This is a genomic window from Duganella margarita (genome assembly GCF_009857535.1).
GTDB classification, from domain to species: domain Bacteria; phylum Pseudomonadota; class Gammaproteobacteria; order Burkholderiales; family Burkholderiaceae_D; genus Rugamonas; species Rugamonas margarita.
In genome coordinates, this window is sequence record NZ_WWCS01000015.1 from 134,237 (window position 1) to 150,438 (window position 16,202).

Here is a 16,202-nt window from a genome sequence, read left to right on the forward strand (position 1 = left end):
CGCGGGAACGACGGCGTTATTAGTGCGCGCCGCCGCCACCGCCGCCGCCAGGGGCTTTGACTTTGTCCGAGAACCACAGCACGCCGATGCAGCCAAACAGCACCATCGCCACCAGGAAGAAGCCGTCGTTATAGGCCATCACATACGCCTCGCGCCGCACGATGCCGTCCACCGCCTTGAGCGCCATGTCGGCCGCGGTGGCACTATCGAAGCCGTTATTGATGAACGACGACGTCAGCGTCGACAGGCGCTCCTGCGTGGTCAGCGCGTAATTGCTGACCGACTCGCCGATGCGGGCCGAGTGGAAGTGTTCGCGGTTGGTCAGCGCGGTGGCCAGCAGCGCGATGCCGATCGAACCGCCCAGGTTACGGGTCATGTTGATCAGGCTCGACGCCGATGGAATATCCTTGGGCGGGATGCCGTTCATCGCGAAGTTCGACAGGGTCAGCATCACGAACGGCTGGCCCAGCGCGCGCACGATCTGCGACAGCAGCAGCTGGTCGTAGCCGGTGGTGGCGTCCATATAGGAGTTCATCAGGCACGAACCGCCGAACAGCAGCAGGCCGAAGGTGCACAGCACGCGGTTGTCGATCTTGGACGACAGCTTGGCCACGAACGGCATGATGAACAGCTGCGGCAAGCCGGCCCACATGATCACTTCACCGATCTGCATCGGCGAGTAGCCTGGAATCTGCGCCAGGAACAGCGGCAGGATGAACGCCGAACCGTACAGGCCCATGCCCATCGCCATCGACAGCGCGGTGGCGGCGGCGAAGTTGCGCTGGCCATACAGGCCCAGGTTCACAAACGGCTGCTTGCGCAAGGTGCTGTTGACCACCCAGCCCAGCAGGCCGACCACGGCCAGCGCGGCAAAGGTGTTGATGAACGGCGAGTCGAACCAGTCCTTGGTATTGCCCTCTTCCAGGAACACGGTCAGGCTGCCCAGGCCGACGGCCATGAAGGCGATGCCCAGCCAGTCGGCGCCCAGCAGGGCCGACAGGTTGCGCTTGTCTTTATCCAGGCCGACGGCGATACCCCCGATCAGCAGCAAACCAGGCACCCAGTTGATGAAGAAGATCGACGGCCAGCCATACAGGTCGCTCAGGTAGCCGCCCAGCGTCGGCCCCATCGACGGCGCCAGCGTGGCGGTCAGGCCGAAGATGGCCATGCCGGTGGCGCGCTTGGACGGCGGCAGCTTGGCCATCACCAGCGTCATCGCCATCGGAATCAGCGCGCCGCCGGTAAAGCCCTGCAGCATGCGGAAGGCGATCATGCTCGGCAGGTTCCAGGCGAAGCCGCACAGCGTCGAGAAGCCGAGGAACAGCGTGGTGGTGCCGATCATGTAGGCGCGCATGCCGAACACGCGCACGAACAGGCCGGTCATCGGAATGACGATGATTTCCGCCACCAGGTAGGCGGTGGCGATCCACGAGCCCTCTTCCTGGGTGGCGGACAGCGCGCCGAGGATGTCCTTCAGCGACGAGTTGGTGATCTGGATGTCGAGCACCGCCATGAAGGCGCCCAACATGCCGGCGGCCACCGCCAGCCAGGTGCGGCCGGAGACCTTTTCGCTCGGCGCGGCCGGGGCGGCAGCCTTCCCGCCGGCCGGCGTATCGATTGTGGTGCTAGCCATGACGCGCTCCTTAGCGGGCGGCGTGGTCGGACTTCAGCGACACTTCGGCGATCGCCGACATGCCCGGCACCAGACGGCCGCTCAGGGCCTTGACGTCTTCCGGCTTGAAGGTGATCTTGACCGGCACGCGCTGGACGATCTTGGTGAAGTTGCCGGTGGCGTTATCGGCCGGCAGCAGCGCGAACTGCGCGCCCGAGGCTGGCGAGAAGCTGTCGACCTTGCCGATCAGTTCCTTGCCCGGCAGCGCATCGACGCTGACTTTGACTTCCTGGCCCGGCTTCAGTTCGGCCAGCTGGGTTTCCTTGAAGTTGGCGGTCAGCCAGACGTTTTCCTGCACGATGGCGGTCAGCTGCTGGCCCGGCTGCACGCGCTGGCCGACTTCGATGGTGCGCTTGCCGATCCGGCCCGACACCGGCGCCAGGATCTTGTTGTACGCCAGCTGCTGCTGCGCGTCTTTCAGCTGCACCTGCAGCACGGCGACCTGCGCCTGCGCCACATCGCGCGCCGACTTGGCCGACTCGATCTGGGCCTTGGCGGCAGCGGTGCTGTCCTTGCGCGCGGCCACATCGGCCACGGCGCTGGCGCGGGCGGCTACGGCGGCGTCCAGCTCCGACTTCGACACGGCTTTCATCTGGCTGTTGTACAGCTGGCCGAAGCGCTCGGCGTCCTGGTTGGCGCGCACCAGTTGCGCCTGCGACTGCGCCACTTGCGCGGCGGCGGCGCTGGCTTGCGCCTGCACCTGCACGATCTGGGCGTCGGCCTGCACCACCTGCTGCTTGGCCGAGGCGATCTGCGCCTGGATCTGCTCGACGCGCACGCCCTGGTCAAACGGGTCCAGCTCGGCGATGACGTCGCCTTCCTTGACCAGCTGGTTATCATCGATCAGCACCTTGGTCACCACACCGGCGATGCGCGACGACACCGGCGTCACATGGCCGGCCACATAGGCATTGTCGGTCTCGACATAGTAATGGCTGCGGTACCACATGCGTCCACCGACACCGATCGCGGCCAGCGCGACGATGGCGGCCACGATCAGCACGCGGCGGTTCGGGCCCTGCGCCGCTGGCGCGGCCGGGGCGGCTGGTGCTGCCGCTGGAGGAACGGCACTGATTTTTTGTTCTTGGGTGGACATGGACAGCTCCGAGAAAATGAAATGAGATGGGAGCATTATGGCGGGTTTCTGCGCAAAGTCAAGAAATGAAACGGTTGCATTTCATTTTTTTTTGGACTAGCATGGCGGCATTCGCTATCATTCGACCGCCATGAATACCACCGCCCCCACCGAGGCCGCCGTACTGGACGAGCAAGATTGTCCGGAAGGCCAGTACTCCCCCGATTCGCCGTGCTTCGGCAAGGCCGCCGGCCGCCCGCGCGCCGCCGACAAGGCCGCCCGTCGCGCCGCCCTGCTGCACACCGCCGGCCAGCTATTCCTGGAAAAAGGCTACAGCAAGGTCAGCCTGGAAATGATCGCCCGCGAAGCCCATGTGGCGGTGCGCACCATCTACGTCAAATTCGGCGGCAAGGTCGGCCTGCTGGAAGCCATCATCACCGACGGCCGCGCCAACTACATGGCCGGCGTGGCCGACATGCAAACCGATCCGCGCCCGATGCAGCAAATCCTGGCCGACTTCGCCGTGCGCTTCCTGGAGCTGATCTCGCTGCCGACCTTCACCAGCCTGCACCGCATGGTGGTGGCCGAAGCCAAGAGCACGCCGGAACTGGCGGCCGCCTTTTTCGAGGCCGGCCCGCTGCGCACGCGCCAGGAGCTGGGCCGCTTCTTCGCCCGGGCCGACGTCCAGGCGCAGCTGCGGCCGGACCTGCGCCCCGACCTGCTGCCGGTGTTCCTGATCAACTGCCTGATGGGCGACCACATGGCGCGCCTGCTGTTCCCGGCCGAGCAGCCGGCCAGCCGGGACGAACTGCGCCGGCAGGCCAGCGAGGGGCTGGACCTGTTCCTGCGCGGCGTGCTGCGCTAAGTTCGCTAGCGCACATCAAAAGACGCCCGAAATTTGCCTTTTGTTCTATACTGGTTTTTTGAATACCGGAGCGCACATGAGCAAAATGAATCGTCTGGACTGGAGCAAGCAAATCACGCTCATGAATGAGCGCATCAAGACCTTCCAGGCCAACCCCGGCCAGGAACAGCTGGAAGCGGTGATCGTTGAACTGCAGGCGTACGCGGAAGCGGCGCGCAGCGGCGGCATCGAAATCCCGGCCCGCTTTACGGTCAACTAGGCGTCGCCGGACATGAAAGCGCTGCGCCTGGTCGTGCTGGTTCTGGTGCTGGCCGGCGTGGGCGCCGCCGGCTATTACTACATCCGCAATCCCGAATCGCAGACGCTCAATACCGTGGCGCGCCGCGACGCCCAGGCGCCCGGCGATTACCTCACGCTGGGCGACGGCGTCACCCATTATGAAGTGGCCGGCCCGGACAACGGCCGGGTGGCAGTGCTGGTGCACGGCTTTTCGGTGCCGTCCTACATCTGGGACCCGACCTTTGCCGCGCTGCGTGACGCCGGCTACCGCGTGATCCGCTACGACCTGTACGGCCGCGGCCTGTCGGACCGGCCGGACGCCGCCTACGACGGCGCCTTCTACGACCGCGCCTTCTACGACCGCCAGCTGGACCAGCTGCTGGCCGCGCTCAAGGTGGACGGCAAGATCGATTTGTTCGGCCTGTCGTTCGGCGGCTACGTCAGCGCGCACTATGCCTCCACCCACCCGCAACGCATCCGCACGCTGAACCTGGTCGATCCGTCCAACAGCGCCCCCCAGCTGGGCTGGCAGATGACCACGCCGCTGCTCGGCCCCTACCTGTTCCAGACCGGCGCCGTGCCCGGCATGGCGGACCACCAGAGCAGCGACTTCCTGCATCCCGAACAATTCCCCGGCTGGGCCGACCGCTACCGCCAGCAGATGCAGTACCACGGCTTCGGCCGCGCGCTGTACCGCTCGCGGGTGGCGCTGGCGCGCGAGGATTTTGACGGCATCTACGCCGCCATCGCCCGCGCCGGCACGCCGGTGCACCTGGTGTGGGGCAAGCAGGATCCGACTATTCCGGTGGCGCAAGCGGCGCATATCCGCAACGCGATTCCGTCGACTGTATACCGCGAGATCGACCAGTCCGGCCACCTGCCGCAGATGGAGCAGGCGGCCTTATTCAACCACGACATGCTGACTTACCTGGCGGCCCATCCATGAACATCCGCACCCTGCAAGCCGACGACGTCGACCGCCTGCTGGCGTTTGAAACCGCCAACCGCGCCTGGTTCGAGCAGCATGTCGAAGCGCGCGACGCCAACTTTTATTCAGCAGCCGGCGTCGCCGCCCACATCGCCGACTACCTGGACAGCTACCAGGCCGGCGCCATGCATCCGTGCGTACTGACCAGCGACGACGGCGCCGCCATCATCGGCCGCGCCAACCTGCGCCAGATCGACCACGCCGCCGGCAGCGGCGAGGTGGGCTACCGCATCGGCCAGGCGCAGGCGCGCCAGGGACTGGGCAGCCAGGCGTTGCAGCATTTGATGGCGTTGGCGCGGACGCGCTACGGGCTGCGCATCCTGAACGCCTGGATCTCGCCGCAGAATCTGGGCTCGCGGCGGGTGGTGGAGAAATGCGGCTTCACGCGCGACGCGCTGGCCGCACCGGTGGTCAGCCAGGTGAACGGCGTCGGTCACGCCTCCCACCTGTACCAGTGCCACCTGTAGAGCTTACTTCTTGCCGGCGCGCGCCTGCGCCACCAGCGCATCGAGCACCTGCAGCGTCGCCGCGTTCAGCTGCTGGCGCGGCGTGCCCGGATTGCTGGCGTCGACCATGGTCGGATTGGTAACGTAGCGGCCATCCACCACCAGCGTCGGCGTGCTGTTGACTTCATACGTGCTGGCCACGCGGCCGGCGTTTTTCAGGCGCGTCATCACCGCGAACGAAGTGTACATGGCGGTGAACTTCTGCTTGTCGATGCCGTTCTTGACCGCCCAGTCGATATTCGCCTCGTCGCTGTTCAGGCGGCGGCGCTCGACGTGCCAGGTGCTGAGGATCCTGGCGTGCAGCTGCTCTTCCAGCTTCATCGCTTCCAGCGTCAGGAACATATGCGCTTCCGGATCGTTCTCGCCGGTCAGCGGCAGGTGGATGCGGCGGAACACGATGTTGTCGCCCTGCTTCTTGACCCAGGCCAGCATGTCGGGCTCCAGCGCGTAGCACGCCGGGCAGTGATACATGAAGAACTCGATCACCTCGACCTTCTGGCCCTGCGCCTGCACCGGCTGCGGGGCTTTCAGGGTGGTGTATTCGGCGCCGTTCCGCGGCGCGGTCGGCGAAGCAAACGCAGTGGCGGCGCACAGGCCGGCGACCACCAGGGCCATCTTCAACAAACGCATGATCATCCTCAAAAGAGCAAAGACAGCAGATTATCACTTCTGTGGCGGACGCGCTTCCAAACCGGCCATATCCTGCATCAGCGCGATCAGCCGCGCCGCGCCCAGGCCGGCCGTCGTGCAGCATGCGCTGCAAGGCGTCCTGCGGCGCGTTGTTATCTGAATCAAGGAAATACCATGCAAGGCATGAAACGCAAAGTGGTCTACGCATCCCTGTTTGAACTGATCGCCATCGGCCTGACCAGCAGCCTGCTGAAGTTCGGCGTCGTCGAGCGTCGCCTTCGTCTGGCACTTCGTGTTCAACTCGGCGTTTGAAGCGTGGGAAGCGCGCCAGGTCACGCGCGGCCGCAACTGGAAGCGCCGCGTCGTCCATACGATCGGCTTCGAGGGTGGACTGGTGGTGATGCTGGTGCCGCTATTCGCCTGGTGGCTGCGCATTTCGCTGTGGGACGCGCTGGTGCTGAATCTCGGCCTGCTGCTGCTCTTTATGGTATATACGTATATTTTCAGCCTCACGTTCGACCGCATTTTCGGCCTGCCCGCATCGGCGCAAGGCTAAGCCACCAACCACTGGAGACCCTATGAAGTTGCATCCGCTTGCTGTCGCAGTCCTGGCCCTGACCTTCGGCGCGGCGCATGCCGACGCACTCTCCCCCACCGAGCAGAAAATCGTCGCCGAAGTGAAAGCCCATGCGCCGCAGGGACTGGAACTGCTGGAACGCTCGGTCAACATCAACAGCGGCACCATGAACCACGACGGCGTGCGCGCGGTCGGCAAGCTGTTTGGCGAGCAGTTCGCGCAACTGGGCTTTGCCACGCGCTGGTCGGACATGCCGGCCGCGATGCAGCGCGCCGGCCATTTGATCGCCACGCGCGAGGGCAAGCAAGGCAAGCGCCTGCTGCTGATCGGCCATCTGGACACGGTATTTGAAAAGGACAGCACGGTGCAGCTGTGGCAGCGCAATGGCGACCGCGTACGCGGCCAGGGCGTCAACGATATGAAGGGCGGCGACGTGATCATCGTCGAAGCGCTGCGCGCCTTGCAGCGCGTGGGTGCGCTGGACAACACCAATATCACCATCGTCTTCAGCGGCGATGAAGAGAATGCCGGCGAACCGATTGCCGTCTCGCGCGCCGACATGGTCAACGCCGCCAAGCGCAGCGACATCGCCCTGGCCTTCGAGGCCACGGTGCGCGACAAGAGCGGCCGCGATACCGGCACCATCGGCCGCCGCTCGTCGTCATCGTGGGAATTGAAAGTCAGCGGCAAACAGGGCCACTCCAGCGGCATCTTCAGCGAGAGCGCCGGCTATGGCGCCATCTACGAAGCAGCGCGCATCCTCGACGGCTTCCGCCAGCAGGTGATTGAACCCGACCTGACCTTCAGCCCCGGCCTGATCGTCGGCGGCACCGACACCACCACCAACGCGCTCGGCACCACCGGACAGGCGGCCGGCAAGAGCAACGTCATCGCGCGCAGCGCCACCGTGGAGGGCGACCTGCGCTACCTGACCTACGAACAGCGCGACCGCGCGCACGCGAAAATGAAGGCCATCGTCGCCCAGAACCTGCCGGGCACCAGCGCCAGCATCAGCTTCCGCGACGCCTACCCGCCGATGTCGCCGACCGCCGGCAACCTGGCGGTGCTGAAGGCCTATTCGCAGGCCAGCCAGGACGCCGGCCTGGGCGAGATCCCCGCCCTGCCGCCAGGCCAGCGCGGCGCCGGCGACATCCAGTTCGTCGCCCCGCTGCTCGATTCGCTGGACGGCTTGGGCGCCACCGGCAACGGCGCCCACTCGCCCGACGAAGACCTGGAAATCGCCTCCATCGAACGCGCCACCGTCCGCATCGCCATCCTGCTGTATCGTCTGACGCGTTGAGCCGGGGATAGATCAAACTCTGCTGAAATACTGGGTGCTACCATGGCTGAATCATTCAGGAGACAGCCATGGAAACCACAACGACAGTCAATGCTGATGGGACCGTCACGATTCCAGCAGAAATAAGAAAACGCTACGGCATCAAGCCCGGCGCCGAGGTTTGCTGCGTGATGAATGGCTACCAGCTTGAGATGCGCATCGTAGGTACCCAACTTCCCGAATCCAACACCAAGCCGGTCAGCGGTTTCGGCATGATCAAAAGTGATGTGCCTTCCGTCGACCCTCACGTTGGACTCTGATGGCCATCCACCATGATCGGGCTCGACACCAACGTGCTGGCACGCTACTACATCGATGATCACACCGATGCAGAAGCAAAACTGTAGCGTCCATTAGCACAACGCCTGATCGATTCCGGCCAACCGCTAGCTGTCTGCAAGACGGTCATCCTCGAACGAGAGTGGCTGATGCGAAATAACTACCACCTGGAGCGCGCAGCAATTCTCGCCACGTTGCATCACATGGTGAGCGTGGCCCACTTGACGATAGAAGATCGGCCCGCCATCACTCACGCCATAACGAACTACGCGCGGGGAATTGCATTCACCGATGCGCTGCATCACGCCAGCTATCAAAACTGCGACAGGAAGATCTAGTTCGACGATCAAAAATTATCTCTTCAAACGGCGACATTGGTCTAATGCCGCGAGAGGCGATGTTACATTGAGACGTTAGCTCTTTGTCATTGCGGGAAGCAAGTTTCATCAGGGTTACCGGGGGATGCATTTGGTACCTCCGCCCGGTATGGCGTGTTTGAGTGGCATAAAGTACGAAGAACACAACGAATCGATCTCCATATTGGGAGACGTGAACGCTAGCCTATCGGCTATAGCTTGCTGTCACACCTCGTGTTCATGTTCTGCACAACGTTCGACTAGGGCTTTATCAATAAATCACTAGTCTTACAAATGTGACTATTGGATAGTTTTGCACTTTAAAAAATAGTCATAATATTCCTTGGATGCATTCACCCATACCTCCAAGGAAAAAAGCATGTTACAAACGGCACTCATAATTTCTCTTCCGTCTCAGCATTCCCATCATGCACAAATTCTGGCGGACCTAAAAAAAGCCTTTAATATTAAGGAGCTTTCATTAAATCCAATGAATGGTGCTCCTTGCAATCAAAAAATTTTAATAGATTCAGCATTAAATAATGTCTCCCTGGTCGTTATCACTCTTTCGAACAAAACAAAAAATGATGATTGTATTTGTTATGCAATACAGTCTGCCACTGCCAAAGGAATTAAAGTACTTGGCATATGGGACTCAGGAGCTCATGTTGAAGATATTACGCCTTGCATGGTGAAAAGCGGTGACTTCGTTACAAACTATCCAAGCGATTTAATTGATATTATTAGACAAAAGCCTAGTATTTGGATAGATCCCAATGGAGAAACAATTGAAAAAAGATCTATAAAAAAACATATTTGTGGCTAATTATGAAAATTCATTCTTACGTGGTGGCACGAGACTTTGGTTTTGCTCCGAATCCTTTTTTTGATTACTGTACTCTTGCGACATGCAAACCTATAATACGTCGCACAGCTCAAGTAGGGGATATAGTAATTGGTACTAGAGCATCTCCCAAAGATTATGAATTGGTTTTTTTCTTAGAAATAAGTGAAATATGTACTTTCGAGCAGTACTGGCAAGATCCACGGTTTATAGAAAAAAAGCCAAATTTTTCGGCAAGCATAAAACATGCTTTTGGTGATAATATTTATCATAAAGATTCAAAACAAAACTGGGTACAGGAAGATTCCCACCATACAAATTATGATGGAACTCCAGTTAAGGAAAATATCGATAAAGATACATCAGGGTTAAATGTCCTTATAGCGAAAAATTTTAGCTACTGGGGACGTGAAAGTATCCCAATACCTGAAGATCTCAGATTAATTAAGAAAATTGGACCTGGGCATAAAAGTGATTTCAACAATCTACAAAAATTAAAAATAATCGAATGGTTAAAAACTCTTCCAAGTGGCGTTCAAGGCCTGCCAATAGATTGGGGGGTATAAATGAATATTGAAGAATATTTTTTTAAATTAAAGGCTTTAGATAAGTTAAATGATATCACCGATGTGAAATTAGGGCTTTTTGGCGAAGTTGGAAGTATATTAACTACTGCAAAAAAGAAAAGCCGAGAAGGCAACTCTTTTGATTATATTCCCCACTTAACTGAGGAGCTCGGCGACGCACTATGGTATTTTTGTAGACTAACCGATCGTTTGGGATTAGAATTTAGCGAAATTGTGAGTTTTGAAGATTTCAAAGCCGGAAATAGTAATATATTAGCTACCGATCTATATTCTAGTCCGCTAGCACATGCCCCAATCGTTGAAACTGCTAATTTTCCAGCAACACTTCAACTTTTGGGTAGCGCTGCCGCCAAACTATTACATGTCGAACTTGATAAGAAAATTGATGCGAAGATGGCTCTTCAGGAATTCTTCCGTTATTTTTTAAGTATAGTTGCCGCTACTGAAATAAAATTTTCGTCTGTTTTATCATTTAATCTTCAAAAAAGTGAGGGAAGATTTTCAGAACTCGACATAAATCGCCTTCCAAATTTTGATAGAAATTTTGATAGTGACGAGAGATTACCAGAAAATTTCGAAATAAAAATTATACAACGGTCAAATGGTAAATCATATATGAAGTTAAATGACGTCTTCATTGGCGATCCTTTGACAGATAACATCTCAGTAGAGGATGGGTATAGATTTCATGACGTTTTTCACATGGCGAATGCAGCCATCTTACATTGGTCTCCAACTTTTAGATCTTTAATTCGTCACAAAAGAAAAAGTGACTCGAGAATTGATGAAGCTGAAGATGGCGGTCGTGCCATAGTCATAGAAGAAGGTTTAACTGCATGGATCTTCTCTTATGCGAAAGAAGTAGATTTTTTTGCAAATAGAACTAGCATTTCATTTGACATTTTAAAGTCAATTAAGCAATTTGTAAAAGGCTATGAAGTTGAGAATTGCCCTGTCTCTTTATGGGAAAAATCTATTCTAGATGGTTATGCGGTTTTTAGAGAATTAAAAGCTCATAAAAGTGGAACCATCTTAGGAGACAGAGGAAGGCGTACAATAGAATTTCGGAGGTAAAATGAAGTCTAATGAATTTATTAACTCGCTAGCGTCGTTAAGCGTTGCCAATACTTTTAATCCTTACTCAGAAGTATGCGAGAAATTCGATATAAAAAATGCGGATAAAACCAGAAAAAAAATTTTGCATTTGCTTTTAAAAAAAGCTGAGTATAGCGAAGTGGATTCACTTTGGATCGGTAGAGATCTTGGACATCGCGGGGGAAGACGTACGGGTTTAGCATTGACAGATGATGTAAATGTTAAATCTCATACTCAGAGATGGGGTATTGAATATGAGCCAGTAACCATAGGGCCACCTGTTACTGAACGCACTGCGGCAGTCATTTGGAGTGTATTAAATCAGATTCCAGAAAAAATATTTCTTTGGAATGTTTTCCCATTACATCCATTTGAGCCACATGATCCCTTTACTAATCGATCCCACAACTCCGCAGAAAGGAAAATCGGCGAGGAAATATTGGCCAATTTAATTTCCGTAATCAAACCAAAAAGATTAATTGCGATTGGAAATGATGCAGCATCATCAGCAATGAAAGTCGGCGGCAATATTGAGATATTGAAAATAAGACATCCGAGCTATGGAGGGCAAAACATATTTCTTTCGCAAATTCTTGAAATATATGGAGTTTCTCCGCCAGAAAAACAGTGCAACCTTTTTTAGTATTGATATTAAATTTAGATGCATTTATCCCAAAACTAAACCCTGCATCAGCGCGCTTAGCACAACCGGCCATGCGGCTGGCAAAACCAACGTCATCTCGCGCAGCGCCACCGTGGAAGGCGACCTGCGCTACCTGACCTACGAACAGCGCGACCGCGCGCACGCGAAAATGAAGGCCATTGTCGCCCAGAACCTGCCGGGCACCAGCGCCAGCATCAGCTTCCGCGACGCCTACCCGCCGATGTCGCCGACCGCCGGCAACTTGGCGGTGCTGAAGGTCTACTCGCAGGCCAGCCAGGACGCCGGCCTGGGCGAAATCCCCGCCCTGCCGCCAGGCCAGCGCGGCGCCGGCGACATCCAGTTCGTCGCCCCGCTGCTCGATTCGCTGGACGGCCTGGGTGCCACCGGAAACGGCGCCCACTCGCCCGACGAGGACCTGGAAATCGCCTCCATCGAACGCGCCACCATCCGCACCGCCATCCTGCTGTATCGCCTGACGCGCTGATTTTATTGAAGCTAATTCCTGATCAAATCCACGGTGGTGATGCAGTCTCCGGTTTGAACCACGCGCAAATACATTTCACTGTCGCTGTGGCCGGGAAAAACAAACTGGTAGGTGCGGACGGGGATGTAGGGACCCGCCCCGAGCGCGGTCGCCTCTCCGCACGTTTTCTCCAGCTTCACATCCAGCGCCTTCGCTACCTGCTCCGGCGAGATACGCTCAGGCGACAAAGCCAGGGACTTCATTGCAGCCAGTTTGCGTGCAGTATCGATATCGGCATCCGCATGAGCAATGGCGCATAACGCAGCAAGAAGAAGCGCGGTGCAAACAGTTTTCATGGTTTTAGTCCGCAGCGGCGTCGATGGCGCGGCGCGACCAATGCAGAAGTTGGCCGGGATCGTCGAGCAGGAATTCCGGGGCGGTGTAGAACTTGCGGACAGTGACTTCGCCCTTTTTGGTGGTGTACTTGAAGGGCTGCGCGCCTTCTGCTTCAAAGTCGGCGCGGGTCGTATCGCCCACGCGCAGGTACAGCGTGCTGCCGATGATCCAGGCGAATTGCCGGCCGTGATATTTGAGCGCGCGGCCGCCGAAAAACGGGCCCGTTGTCAAAGAGCCCAATGGCGCCAGCAGTTCTTCGATGTAGCGTACAAATTCAACATTTGCGGCCATGCGCGTCTCCGATAGAAATCAGTGCATCATCGCCGAATGCATCACCGCCCACACCATCACCAGCGGCACCAGCAGGCCGTAGGCGATCAGCGACAGCATGGCGGCGCCTTTGCTGCCTACCGGCTTGCCGTCCAGCGTACGGGCGCGCGCAGCGAGATACCAGGCGCCAATGCCCACCTGGATCACTACGCTGGCCGCAACCGCCACCAAGTCAGGAATCACATCGCCGGACAAGCGGTTGAGCAGCATGCCTGCACCCAACAAAAGCAATAAAATCAGGCTGAAGATGCTGGCGTCGCGCCAGCTCAAACGGGCGCGCTTGTACAGCAAGGCCGCCAGCTTGACGCTGCCGGCGTACAGCGCCACGATCAGCAGCAGAAACAAAAAAGAAAAAGAGCTCATGGTCAAACCTCACAAATAAAAAAACCGGGAGCATGTCCCGGTTTTCTGTTGCCACTACCTGCTTAGCGCTTGCGCGGTGGCGGCAGGTCGGTGCAGACGCCTTCGTAGACTTCGGCGGCCATGCCGATCGATTCGCCCAGCGTTGGATGCGGGTGGATCGTCTTGCCGATGTCGGTGCCGTCGGCGCCCATTTCGATGGCCAGCGCGATTTCGCCGATCATGTCGCCGGCGTGCGTGCCGACCATGGTGCCGCCGATGATGCGGTGCGTTTCAGCGTCGAACAGCAGCTTGGTGAAACCTTCGGCGCGGCCATTGGCCACGGCGCGGCCGCTCGCTGCCCAAGGGAAGTGGCCCTTCTCGACCTTGATACCCTTGGCTTTCGCTTCGTCTTCGGTCACGCCGACCCACGCCACTTCCGGATCGGTGTAGGCCACCGATGGAATCACCTTCACATCGAAGTGCGACTTCTGGCCCGCTGCGGCTTCCGCCGCCACATGACCTTCGTGCACCGCCTTGTGCGCCAGCATCGGCTGGCCCACCAGGTCGCCGATGGCGAAGATGTTCGGCACGTTGGTGCGCATCTGGCTGTCAACCGGGATGAAGCCACGGTCGGTCACCACCACGCCAGCCTTGTCGGCGGAGATCTTCTTGCCGTTCGGGCTGCGGCCAACGGCCACCAGCACCAGGTCGTAGACCTGTGGCGCAGGCGACGGCGCACCGGCTTCCGCTGCTTCGAAGGTGACCTTGATCCCTTCCGGCAGCGCTTCCACGCCGACGGTTTTGGTCTTGGTCATGATGTTGTCGAAGCGGGCTTCGTTGTACTTCTGCCAGACCTTGACCGCATCGCGGTCGGCGCCTTGCATCAGGCCGTCCATCATTTCGACCACGTCGATGCGCGCGCCGAAGGTGGAGTAGACGGTAGCCATTTCCAGGCCGATGATGCCGCCGCCGATGACCAGCATGCGTTTCGGGATCTGACGCAGTTCCAGCGCGCCGGTCGAATCGACGATGCGCGGATCTTCCGGCACGAACGGCAGCTTCACTACCGACGAACCGGCGGCGATGATGGCCTGCTTGAACTGCACCACTTTCCTGGTGCCGTCGTTGGCGGTGACTTCGATATGGTTCGCGCTCAGGAACTGGCCGACGCCGGTGACAACCTGCGTCTTGCGTGCCTTGGCCATGCCGGCCAGACCGTTGGTCATGTTCTTGATGACGCTTTCCTTGTGCTTGCGCACCTGGTCGATGTCGATGGTCGGCTTGGCGAAGGTCACGCCGGTCTTGGCCATGTGCGAGGTTTCGTCGATCACGGCGGCCACGTGCAGCAGTGCTTTCGATGGGATGCAACCCACGTTCAGGCACACGCCACCTAGCACGTCGTAACGCTCGACCAGCACGGTGTTCAGGCCCAGGTCCGATGCGCGGAACGCAGCCGAGTAGCCGCCAGGGCCGGAACCCAGCACCATCATGTCGCAGTCGATGTCGACCTGGCCGGTGTAGCTGCTACCGGCTGGCGCGGCGATCGGTGCGGCAGGGGCAGCAACAGCGGCAGCTGGTGCCGGCGCAGGTGCGGCGGCGGCAGGCGCTGGCGCAGCGGCGGCTGGCGTAGGAGCGGCGGCACCTTCGGTGGCTTCAACCACCAGCAGCGCCACGCCTTCCTTGACCTTGTCGCCAACCTTGACGCGCACTTCCTTCACCACGCCGCTGTGCGACGATGGGATTTCCATGCTGGCCTTGTCCGATTCCACGGTAATCAGCGACTGATCGACCTTGATCGTGTCGCCCACCTTGACCATCACTTCGATTACTTCTACTTCCGCGAAGTCGCCGATATTCGGCACTTTTACTTCTGTGCTCATCATGGCTCCTTACAGCAGAATTTTACGCATGTCGCCGAGCACTTCGCTCAGGTACACGGAGAAGCGCGCGCCCATCGCGCCATCGACCACACGGTGATCGTAGGACAGCGAGGTACCCATCAGCAGGCGAGGCTGGAACGCCTTGCCATCCCACACCGGCTTGAGCGACGCCTTGGACAAGCCGAGGATCGCCACTTCCGGCGCGTTGACGATCGGCGTGAAGTGCGTGCCGCCGATGCCGCCCAGCGACGAGATGGTGAAGGTCGCGCCTTGCATGTCGGTCGGTTTCAGCTTGCCTTCGCGCGCCTGCAGCGACAGCTCGGTCATCTCTTTGGCGATCTGCGTGACCGATTTCTGGTCGGCGTTTTTGATCACCGGGACCACCAGGCCATTCGGCGTGTCGGCGGCGAAGCCGATGTTGTAGTACTTCTTCAGAATCAGGTTCTCGCCCTTTTCGTCCAGCGACGAATTGAAGGTCGGGAATTTCTTCAGCGCGGCGACCGATGCCTTGATCACGAAGGCCAGCATGGTCAGCTTGGTGGCGTCCTTGTTCTTGGCGGTAGCGGCGTTCGACTCAACGCGGAAGGCTTCCAGGTCGGTGATGTCGGCGTCGTCGAACTGCGTGACGTGCGGGATCTGCACCCAGTTGCGATGCAGGTTAGGACCGGAGATCTTCTTGATGCGCGACAGCGGCAGCAGTTCGGTCTCGCCGAATTTGCTGAAGTCCAGCGAAGGCCATGGCAGCACGCTGAAGTTACCACCGCCACCGACGGCGCCACCAGCGGCGCCCGAGGGTGCAGCGACGGTACCGGCGATCACGCCCTTGACGTAGTTCTGCACGTCGATCTGGGTGATGCGGCCTTTAGGACCGGAACCTGGCACTTTGCCCAGGTCCACACCCAGTTCGCGGGCGAACTTGCGGATCGACGGCGAGGCGTGCGCCAGCTTGCCGGTGGCGACCGAGCCTTGCGATGCGGTCGGCGCGGCGGCGGCGGCAGGAGCCGGCGACGGCGCTGCGACCGGCGACGGCGCAGG

General features: G+C 58.7%; 20 protein-coding genes and 1 pseudogene. 13 read left to right on the forward strand and 8 right to left on the reverse strand.

The genetic code is table 11. From position 1 onward, the window contains the following. Window positions 1-19 precede the first annotated feature (19 nt). Together GTP55_RS21155 and GTP55_RS21160 are read right to left on the reverse strand one after the other, a co-directional pair. Window positions 20-1,633 carry a DHA2 family efflux MFS transporter permease subunit gene (locus GTP55_RS21155; protein WP_161046823.1) on the reverse strand — a complete coding sequence of 538 codons (1,614 nt, stop codon included), beginning with the start codon at window positions 1,631-1,633 and terminating at the stop codon, window positions 20-22. Window positions 1,634-1,643: 10 nt separating this feature from the next. Next, complete coding sequence (locus tag GTP55_RS21160) at window positions 1,644-2,768, reverse strand: HlyD family secretion protein (protein ID WP_161046824.1); 1,125 nt, start codon at window positions 2,766-2,768, stop codon at window positions 1,644-1,646. Window positions 2,769-2,898: 130 nt separating this feature from the next. Here GTP55_RS21160 and GTP55_RS21165 point away from each other — a divergent pair, with 130 nt between their 5' ends. The 4 genes from GTP55_RS21165 to GTP55_RS21175 all read left to right on the forward strand — a co-directional run bounded on the left by GTP55_RS21165 (window position 2,899) and on the right by GTP55_RS21175 (window position 5,346). Next, complete coding sequence (locus GTP55_RS21165) at window positions 2,899-3,612, forward strand: TetR/AcrR family transcriptional regulator (RefSeq protein ID WP_161046825.1); 714 nt, start codon at window positions 2,899-2,901, stop codon at window positions 3,610-3,612. 76 nt (window positions 3,613-3,688) lie between these two features. Continuing rightward, the gene (locus GTP55_RS29620) at window positions 3,689-3,871 is read left to right on the forward strand and encodes a hypothetical protein (protein ID WP_202423817.1); all 183 of its coding nucleotides are present in this window, start codon (window positions 3,689-3,691) and stop codon (window positions 3,869-3,871) included. Between the two features lie 12 nt (window positions 3,872-3,883). After that, window positions 3,884-4,837 carry an alpha/beta fold hydrolase gene (locus GTP55_RS21170; protein ID WP_161046826.1) on the forward strand — a complete coding sequence of 318 codons (954 nt, stop codon included), beginning with the start codon at window positions 3,884-3,886 and terminating at the stop codon, window positions 4,835-4,837. Next, a complete protein-coding gene (locus tag GTP55_RS21175; protein ID WP_161046827.1) occupies window positions 4,834-5,346 on the forward strand; it encodes a GNAT family N-acetyltransferase in 513 nt (170 codons plus the stop codon). Before GTP55_RS21170 ends, GTP55_RS21175 begins: the two co-directional genes overlap by 4 nt. 3 nt (window positions 5,347-5,349) lie before the next feature. Here GTP55_RS21175 and GTP55_RS21180 read toward each other — a convergent pair whose 3' ends face one another. Then, window positions 5,350-6,015, reverse strand: a complete 666-nt coding sequence (locus tag GTP55_RS21180) for a thiol:disulfide interchange protein DsbA/DsbL (protein WP_161046828.1) — start codon at window positions 6,013-6,015, stop codon at window positions 5,350-5,352. 174 nt (window positions 6,016-6,189) lie between these two features. Here GTP55_RS21180 and GTP55_RS21185 point away from each other — a divergent pair. From GTP55_RS21185 to GTP55_RS30100, 9 genes and pseudogenes are all read left to right on the forward strand, one after another. Next, window positions 6,190-6,571 (forward strand): annotated as a pseudogene (locus GTP55_RS21185) (PACE efflux transporter). Window positions 6,572-6,593: 22 nt separating this feature from the next. Next, a complete protein-coding gene (locus GTP55_RS21190) occupies window positions 6,594-7,892 on the forward strand; it encodes a M20/M25/M40 family metallo-hydrolase (RefSeq protein WP_161046829.1) in 1,299 nt (432 codons plus the stop codon). Between the two features lie 68 nt (window positions 7,893-7,960). Beyond that, the gene (locus tag GTP55_RS21195) at window positions 7,961-8,191 is read left to right on the forward strand and encodes an AbrB/MazE/SpoVT family DNA-binding domain-containing protein (RefSeq protein WP_161046830.1); all 231 of its coding nucleotides are present in this window, start codon (window positions 7,961-7,963) and stop codon (window positions 8,189-8,191) included. A 168-nt stretch (window positions 8,192-8,359) separates the two neighbouring features. Further along, a complete protein-coding gene (locus GTP55_RS21200) occupies window positions 8,360-8,548 on the forward strand; it encodes a PIN domain-containing protein (protein WP_161046831.1) in 189 nt (62 codons plus the stop codon). Between the two features lie 397 nt (window positions 8,549-8,945). Further along, complete coding sequence (locus GTP55_RS21205) at window positions 8,946-9,392, forward strand: TIR domain-containing protein (RefSeq protein WP_161046832.1); 447 nt, start codon at window positions 8,946-8,948, stop codon at window positions 9,390-9,392. Window positions 9,393-9,394: 2 nt separating this feature from the next. Next, window positions 9,395-9,976, forward strand: a complete 582-nt coding sequence (locus GTP55_RS21210; protein ID WP_161046833.1) for an Nmad2 family putative nucleotide modification protein — start codon at window positions 9,395-9,397, stop codon at window positions 9,974-9,976. Next, the gene (locus GTP55_RS21215) at window positions 9,977-11,071 is read left to right on the forward strand and encodes a nucleoside triphosphate pyrophosphohydrolase family protein (RefSeq protein ID WP_161046834.1); all 1,095 of its coding nucleotides are present in this window, start codon (window positions 9,977-9,979) and stop codon (window positions 11,069-11,071) included. It abuts the gene before it with no gap. A gap of 1 nt (window position 11,072) precedes the next feature. Then, complete coding sequence (locus GTP55_RS21220; protein WP_161046835.1) at window positions 11,073-11,735, forward strand: uracil-DNA glycosylase; 663 nt, start codon at window positions 11,073-11,075, stop codon at window positions 11,733-11,735. A gap of 112 nt (window positions 11,736-11,847) precedes the next feature. Beyond that, a complete protein-coding gene (locus tag GTP55_RS30100; RefSeq protein WP_371868390.1) occupies window positions 11,848-12,240 on the forward strand; it encodes a zinc-binding metallopeptidase family protein in 393 nt (130 codons plus the stop codon). A gap of 11 nt (window positions 12,241-12,251) precedes the next feature. Here the strand turns inward: GTP55_RS30100 and GTP55_RS21230 are convergent, their stop codons facing one another. The 5 genes from GTP55_RS21230 to GTP55_RS21250 form a co-directional block, all read right to left on the reverse strand. Beyond that, the gene (locus GTP55_RS21230; RefSeq protein WP_161046836.1) at window positions 12,252-12,575 is read right to left on the reverse strand and encodes a hypothetical protein; all 324 of its coding nucleotides are present in this window, start codon (window positions 12,573-12,575) and stop codon (window positions 12,252-12,254) included. A gap of 4 nt (window positions 12,576-12,579) precedes the next feature. Beyond that, window positions 12,580-12,906 (reverse strand): TfoX/Sxy family protein, encoded by a 327-nt coding sequence (locus GTP55_RS21235; RefSeq protein ID WP_161046837.1) that lies wholly within the window; start codon window positions 12,904-12,906, stop codon window positions 12,580-12,582. 18 nt (window positions 12,907-12,924) lie between these two features. Continuing rightward, the gene (locus tag GTP55_RS21240) at window positions 12,925-13,308 is read right to left on the reverse strand and encodes a hypothetical protein (protein ID WP_161046838.1); all 384 of its coding nucleotides are present in this window, start codon (window positions 13,306-13,308) and stop codon (window positions 12,925-12,927) included. A gap of 62 nt (window positions 13,309-13,370) precedes the next feature. Continuing rightward, a complete protein-coding gene (lpdA, locus tag GTP55_RS21245) occupies window positions 13,371-15,170 on the reverse strand; it encodes a dihydrolipoyl dehydrogenase (RefSeq protein ID WP_161046839.1) in 1,800 nt (599 codons plus the stop codon). 6 nt (window positions 15,171-15,176) lie between these two features. Next, window positions 15,177-16,202, reverse strand: a 1,026-nt coding sequence (locus GTP55_RS21250) for a 2-oxo acid dehydrogenase subunit E2 (RefSeq protein ID WP_202423812.1), incomplete at its 5' end; no start/stop codon positions are given.

Bases quoted from the DNA above. Each gene is read 5' to 3' on its own strand.
- GTP55_RS21240 (WP_161046838.1), bottom strand. From the start codon at position 13,308: ATGAGCTCTTTTTCTTTTTTGTTTCTGCTGCTGATCGTGGCGCTGTAC.
- lpdA (WP_161046839.1), bottom strand. From the start codon at position 15,170: ATGATGAGCACAGAAGTAAAAGTGCCGAATATCGGCGACTTCGCGGAA.
- GTP55_RS21155 (WP_161046823.1), bottom strand. From the start codon at position 1,633: ATGGCTAGCACCACAATCGATACGCCGGCCGGCGGGAAGGCTGCCGCC.
- GTP55_RS21205 (WP_161046832.1), top strand. From the start codon at position 8,946: ATGTTACAAACGGCACTCATAATTTCTCTTCCGTCTCAGCATTCCCAT.
- GTP55_RS21170 (WP_161046826.1), top strand. From the start codon at position 3,884: ATGAAAGCGCTGCGCCTGGTCGTGCTGGTTCTGGTGCTGGCCGGCGTG.
- GTP55_RS21235 (WP_161046837.1), bottom strand. From the start codon at position 12,906: ATGGCCGCAAATGTTGAATTTGTACGCTACATCGAAGAACTGCTGGCG.
- GTP55_RS21165 (WP_161046825.1), top strand. From the start codon at position 2,899: ATGAATACCACCGCCCCCACCGAGGCCGCCGTACTGGACGAGCAAGAT.
- GTP55_RS21215 (WP_161046834.1), top strand. From the start codon at position 9,977: ATGAATATTGAAGAATATTTTTTTAAATTAAAGGCTTTAGATAAGTTA.
- GTP55_RS21220 (WP_161046835.1), top strand. From the start codon at position 11,073: ATGAAGTCTAATGAATTTATTAACTCGCTAGCGTCGTTAAGCGTTGCC.
- GTP55_RS21195 (WP_161046830.1), top strand. From the start codon at position 7,961: ATGGAAACCACAACGACAGTCAATGCTGATGGGACCGTCACGATTCCA.
- GTP55_RS21210 (WP_161046833.1), top strand. From the start codon at position 9,395: ATGAAAATTCATTCTTACGTGGTGGCACGAGACTTTGGTTTTGCTCCG.
- GTP55_RS21200 (WP_161046831.1), top strand. From the start codon at position 8,360: ATGCGAAATAACTACCACCTGGAGCGCGCAGCAATTCTCGCCACGTTG.
- GTP55_RS21180 (WP_161046828.1), bottom strand. From the start codon at position 6,015: ATGCGTTTGTTGAAGATGGCCCTGGTGGTCGCCGGCCTGTGCGCCGCC.
- GTP55_RS21190 (WP_161046829.1), top strand. From the start codon at position 6,594: ATGAAGTTGCATCCGCTTGCTGTCGCAGTCCTGGCCCTGACCTTCGGC.
- GTP55_RS21175 (WP_161046827.1), top strand. From the start codon at position 4,834: ATGAACATCCGCACCCTGCAAGCCGACGACGTCGACCGCCTGCTGGCG.
- GTP55_RS21160 (WP_161046824.1), bottom strand. From the start codon at position 2,768: ATGTCCACCCAAGAACAAAAAATCAGTGCCGTTCCTCCAGCGGCAGCA.
- GTP55_RS29620 (WP_202423817.1), top strand. From the start codon at position 3,689: ATGAGCAAAATGAATCGTCTGGACTGGAGCAAGCAAATCACGCTCATG.
- GTP55_RS21230 (WP_161046836.1), bottom strand. From the start codon at position 12,575: ATGAAAACTGTTTGCACCGCGCTTCTTCTTGCTGCGTTATGCGCCATT.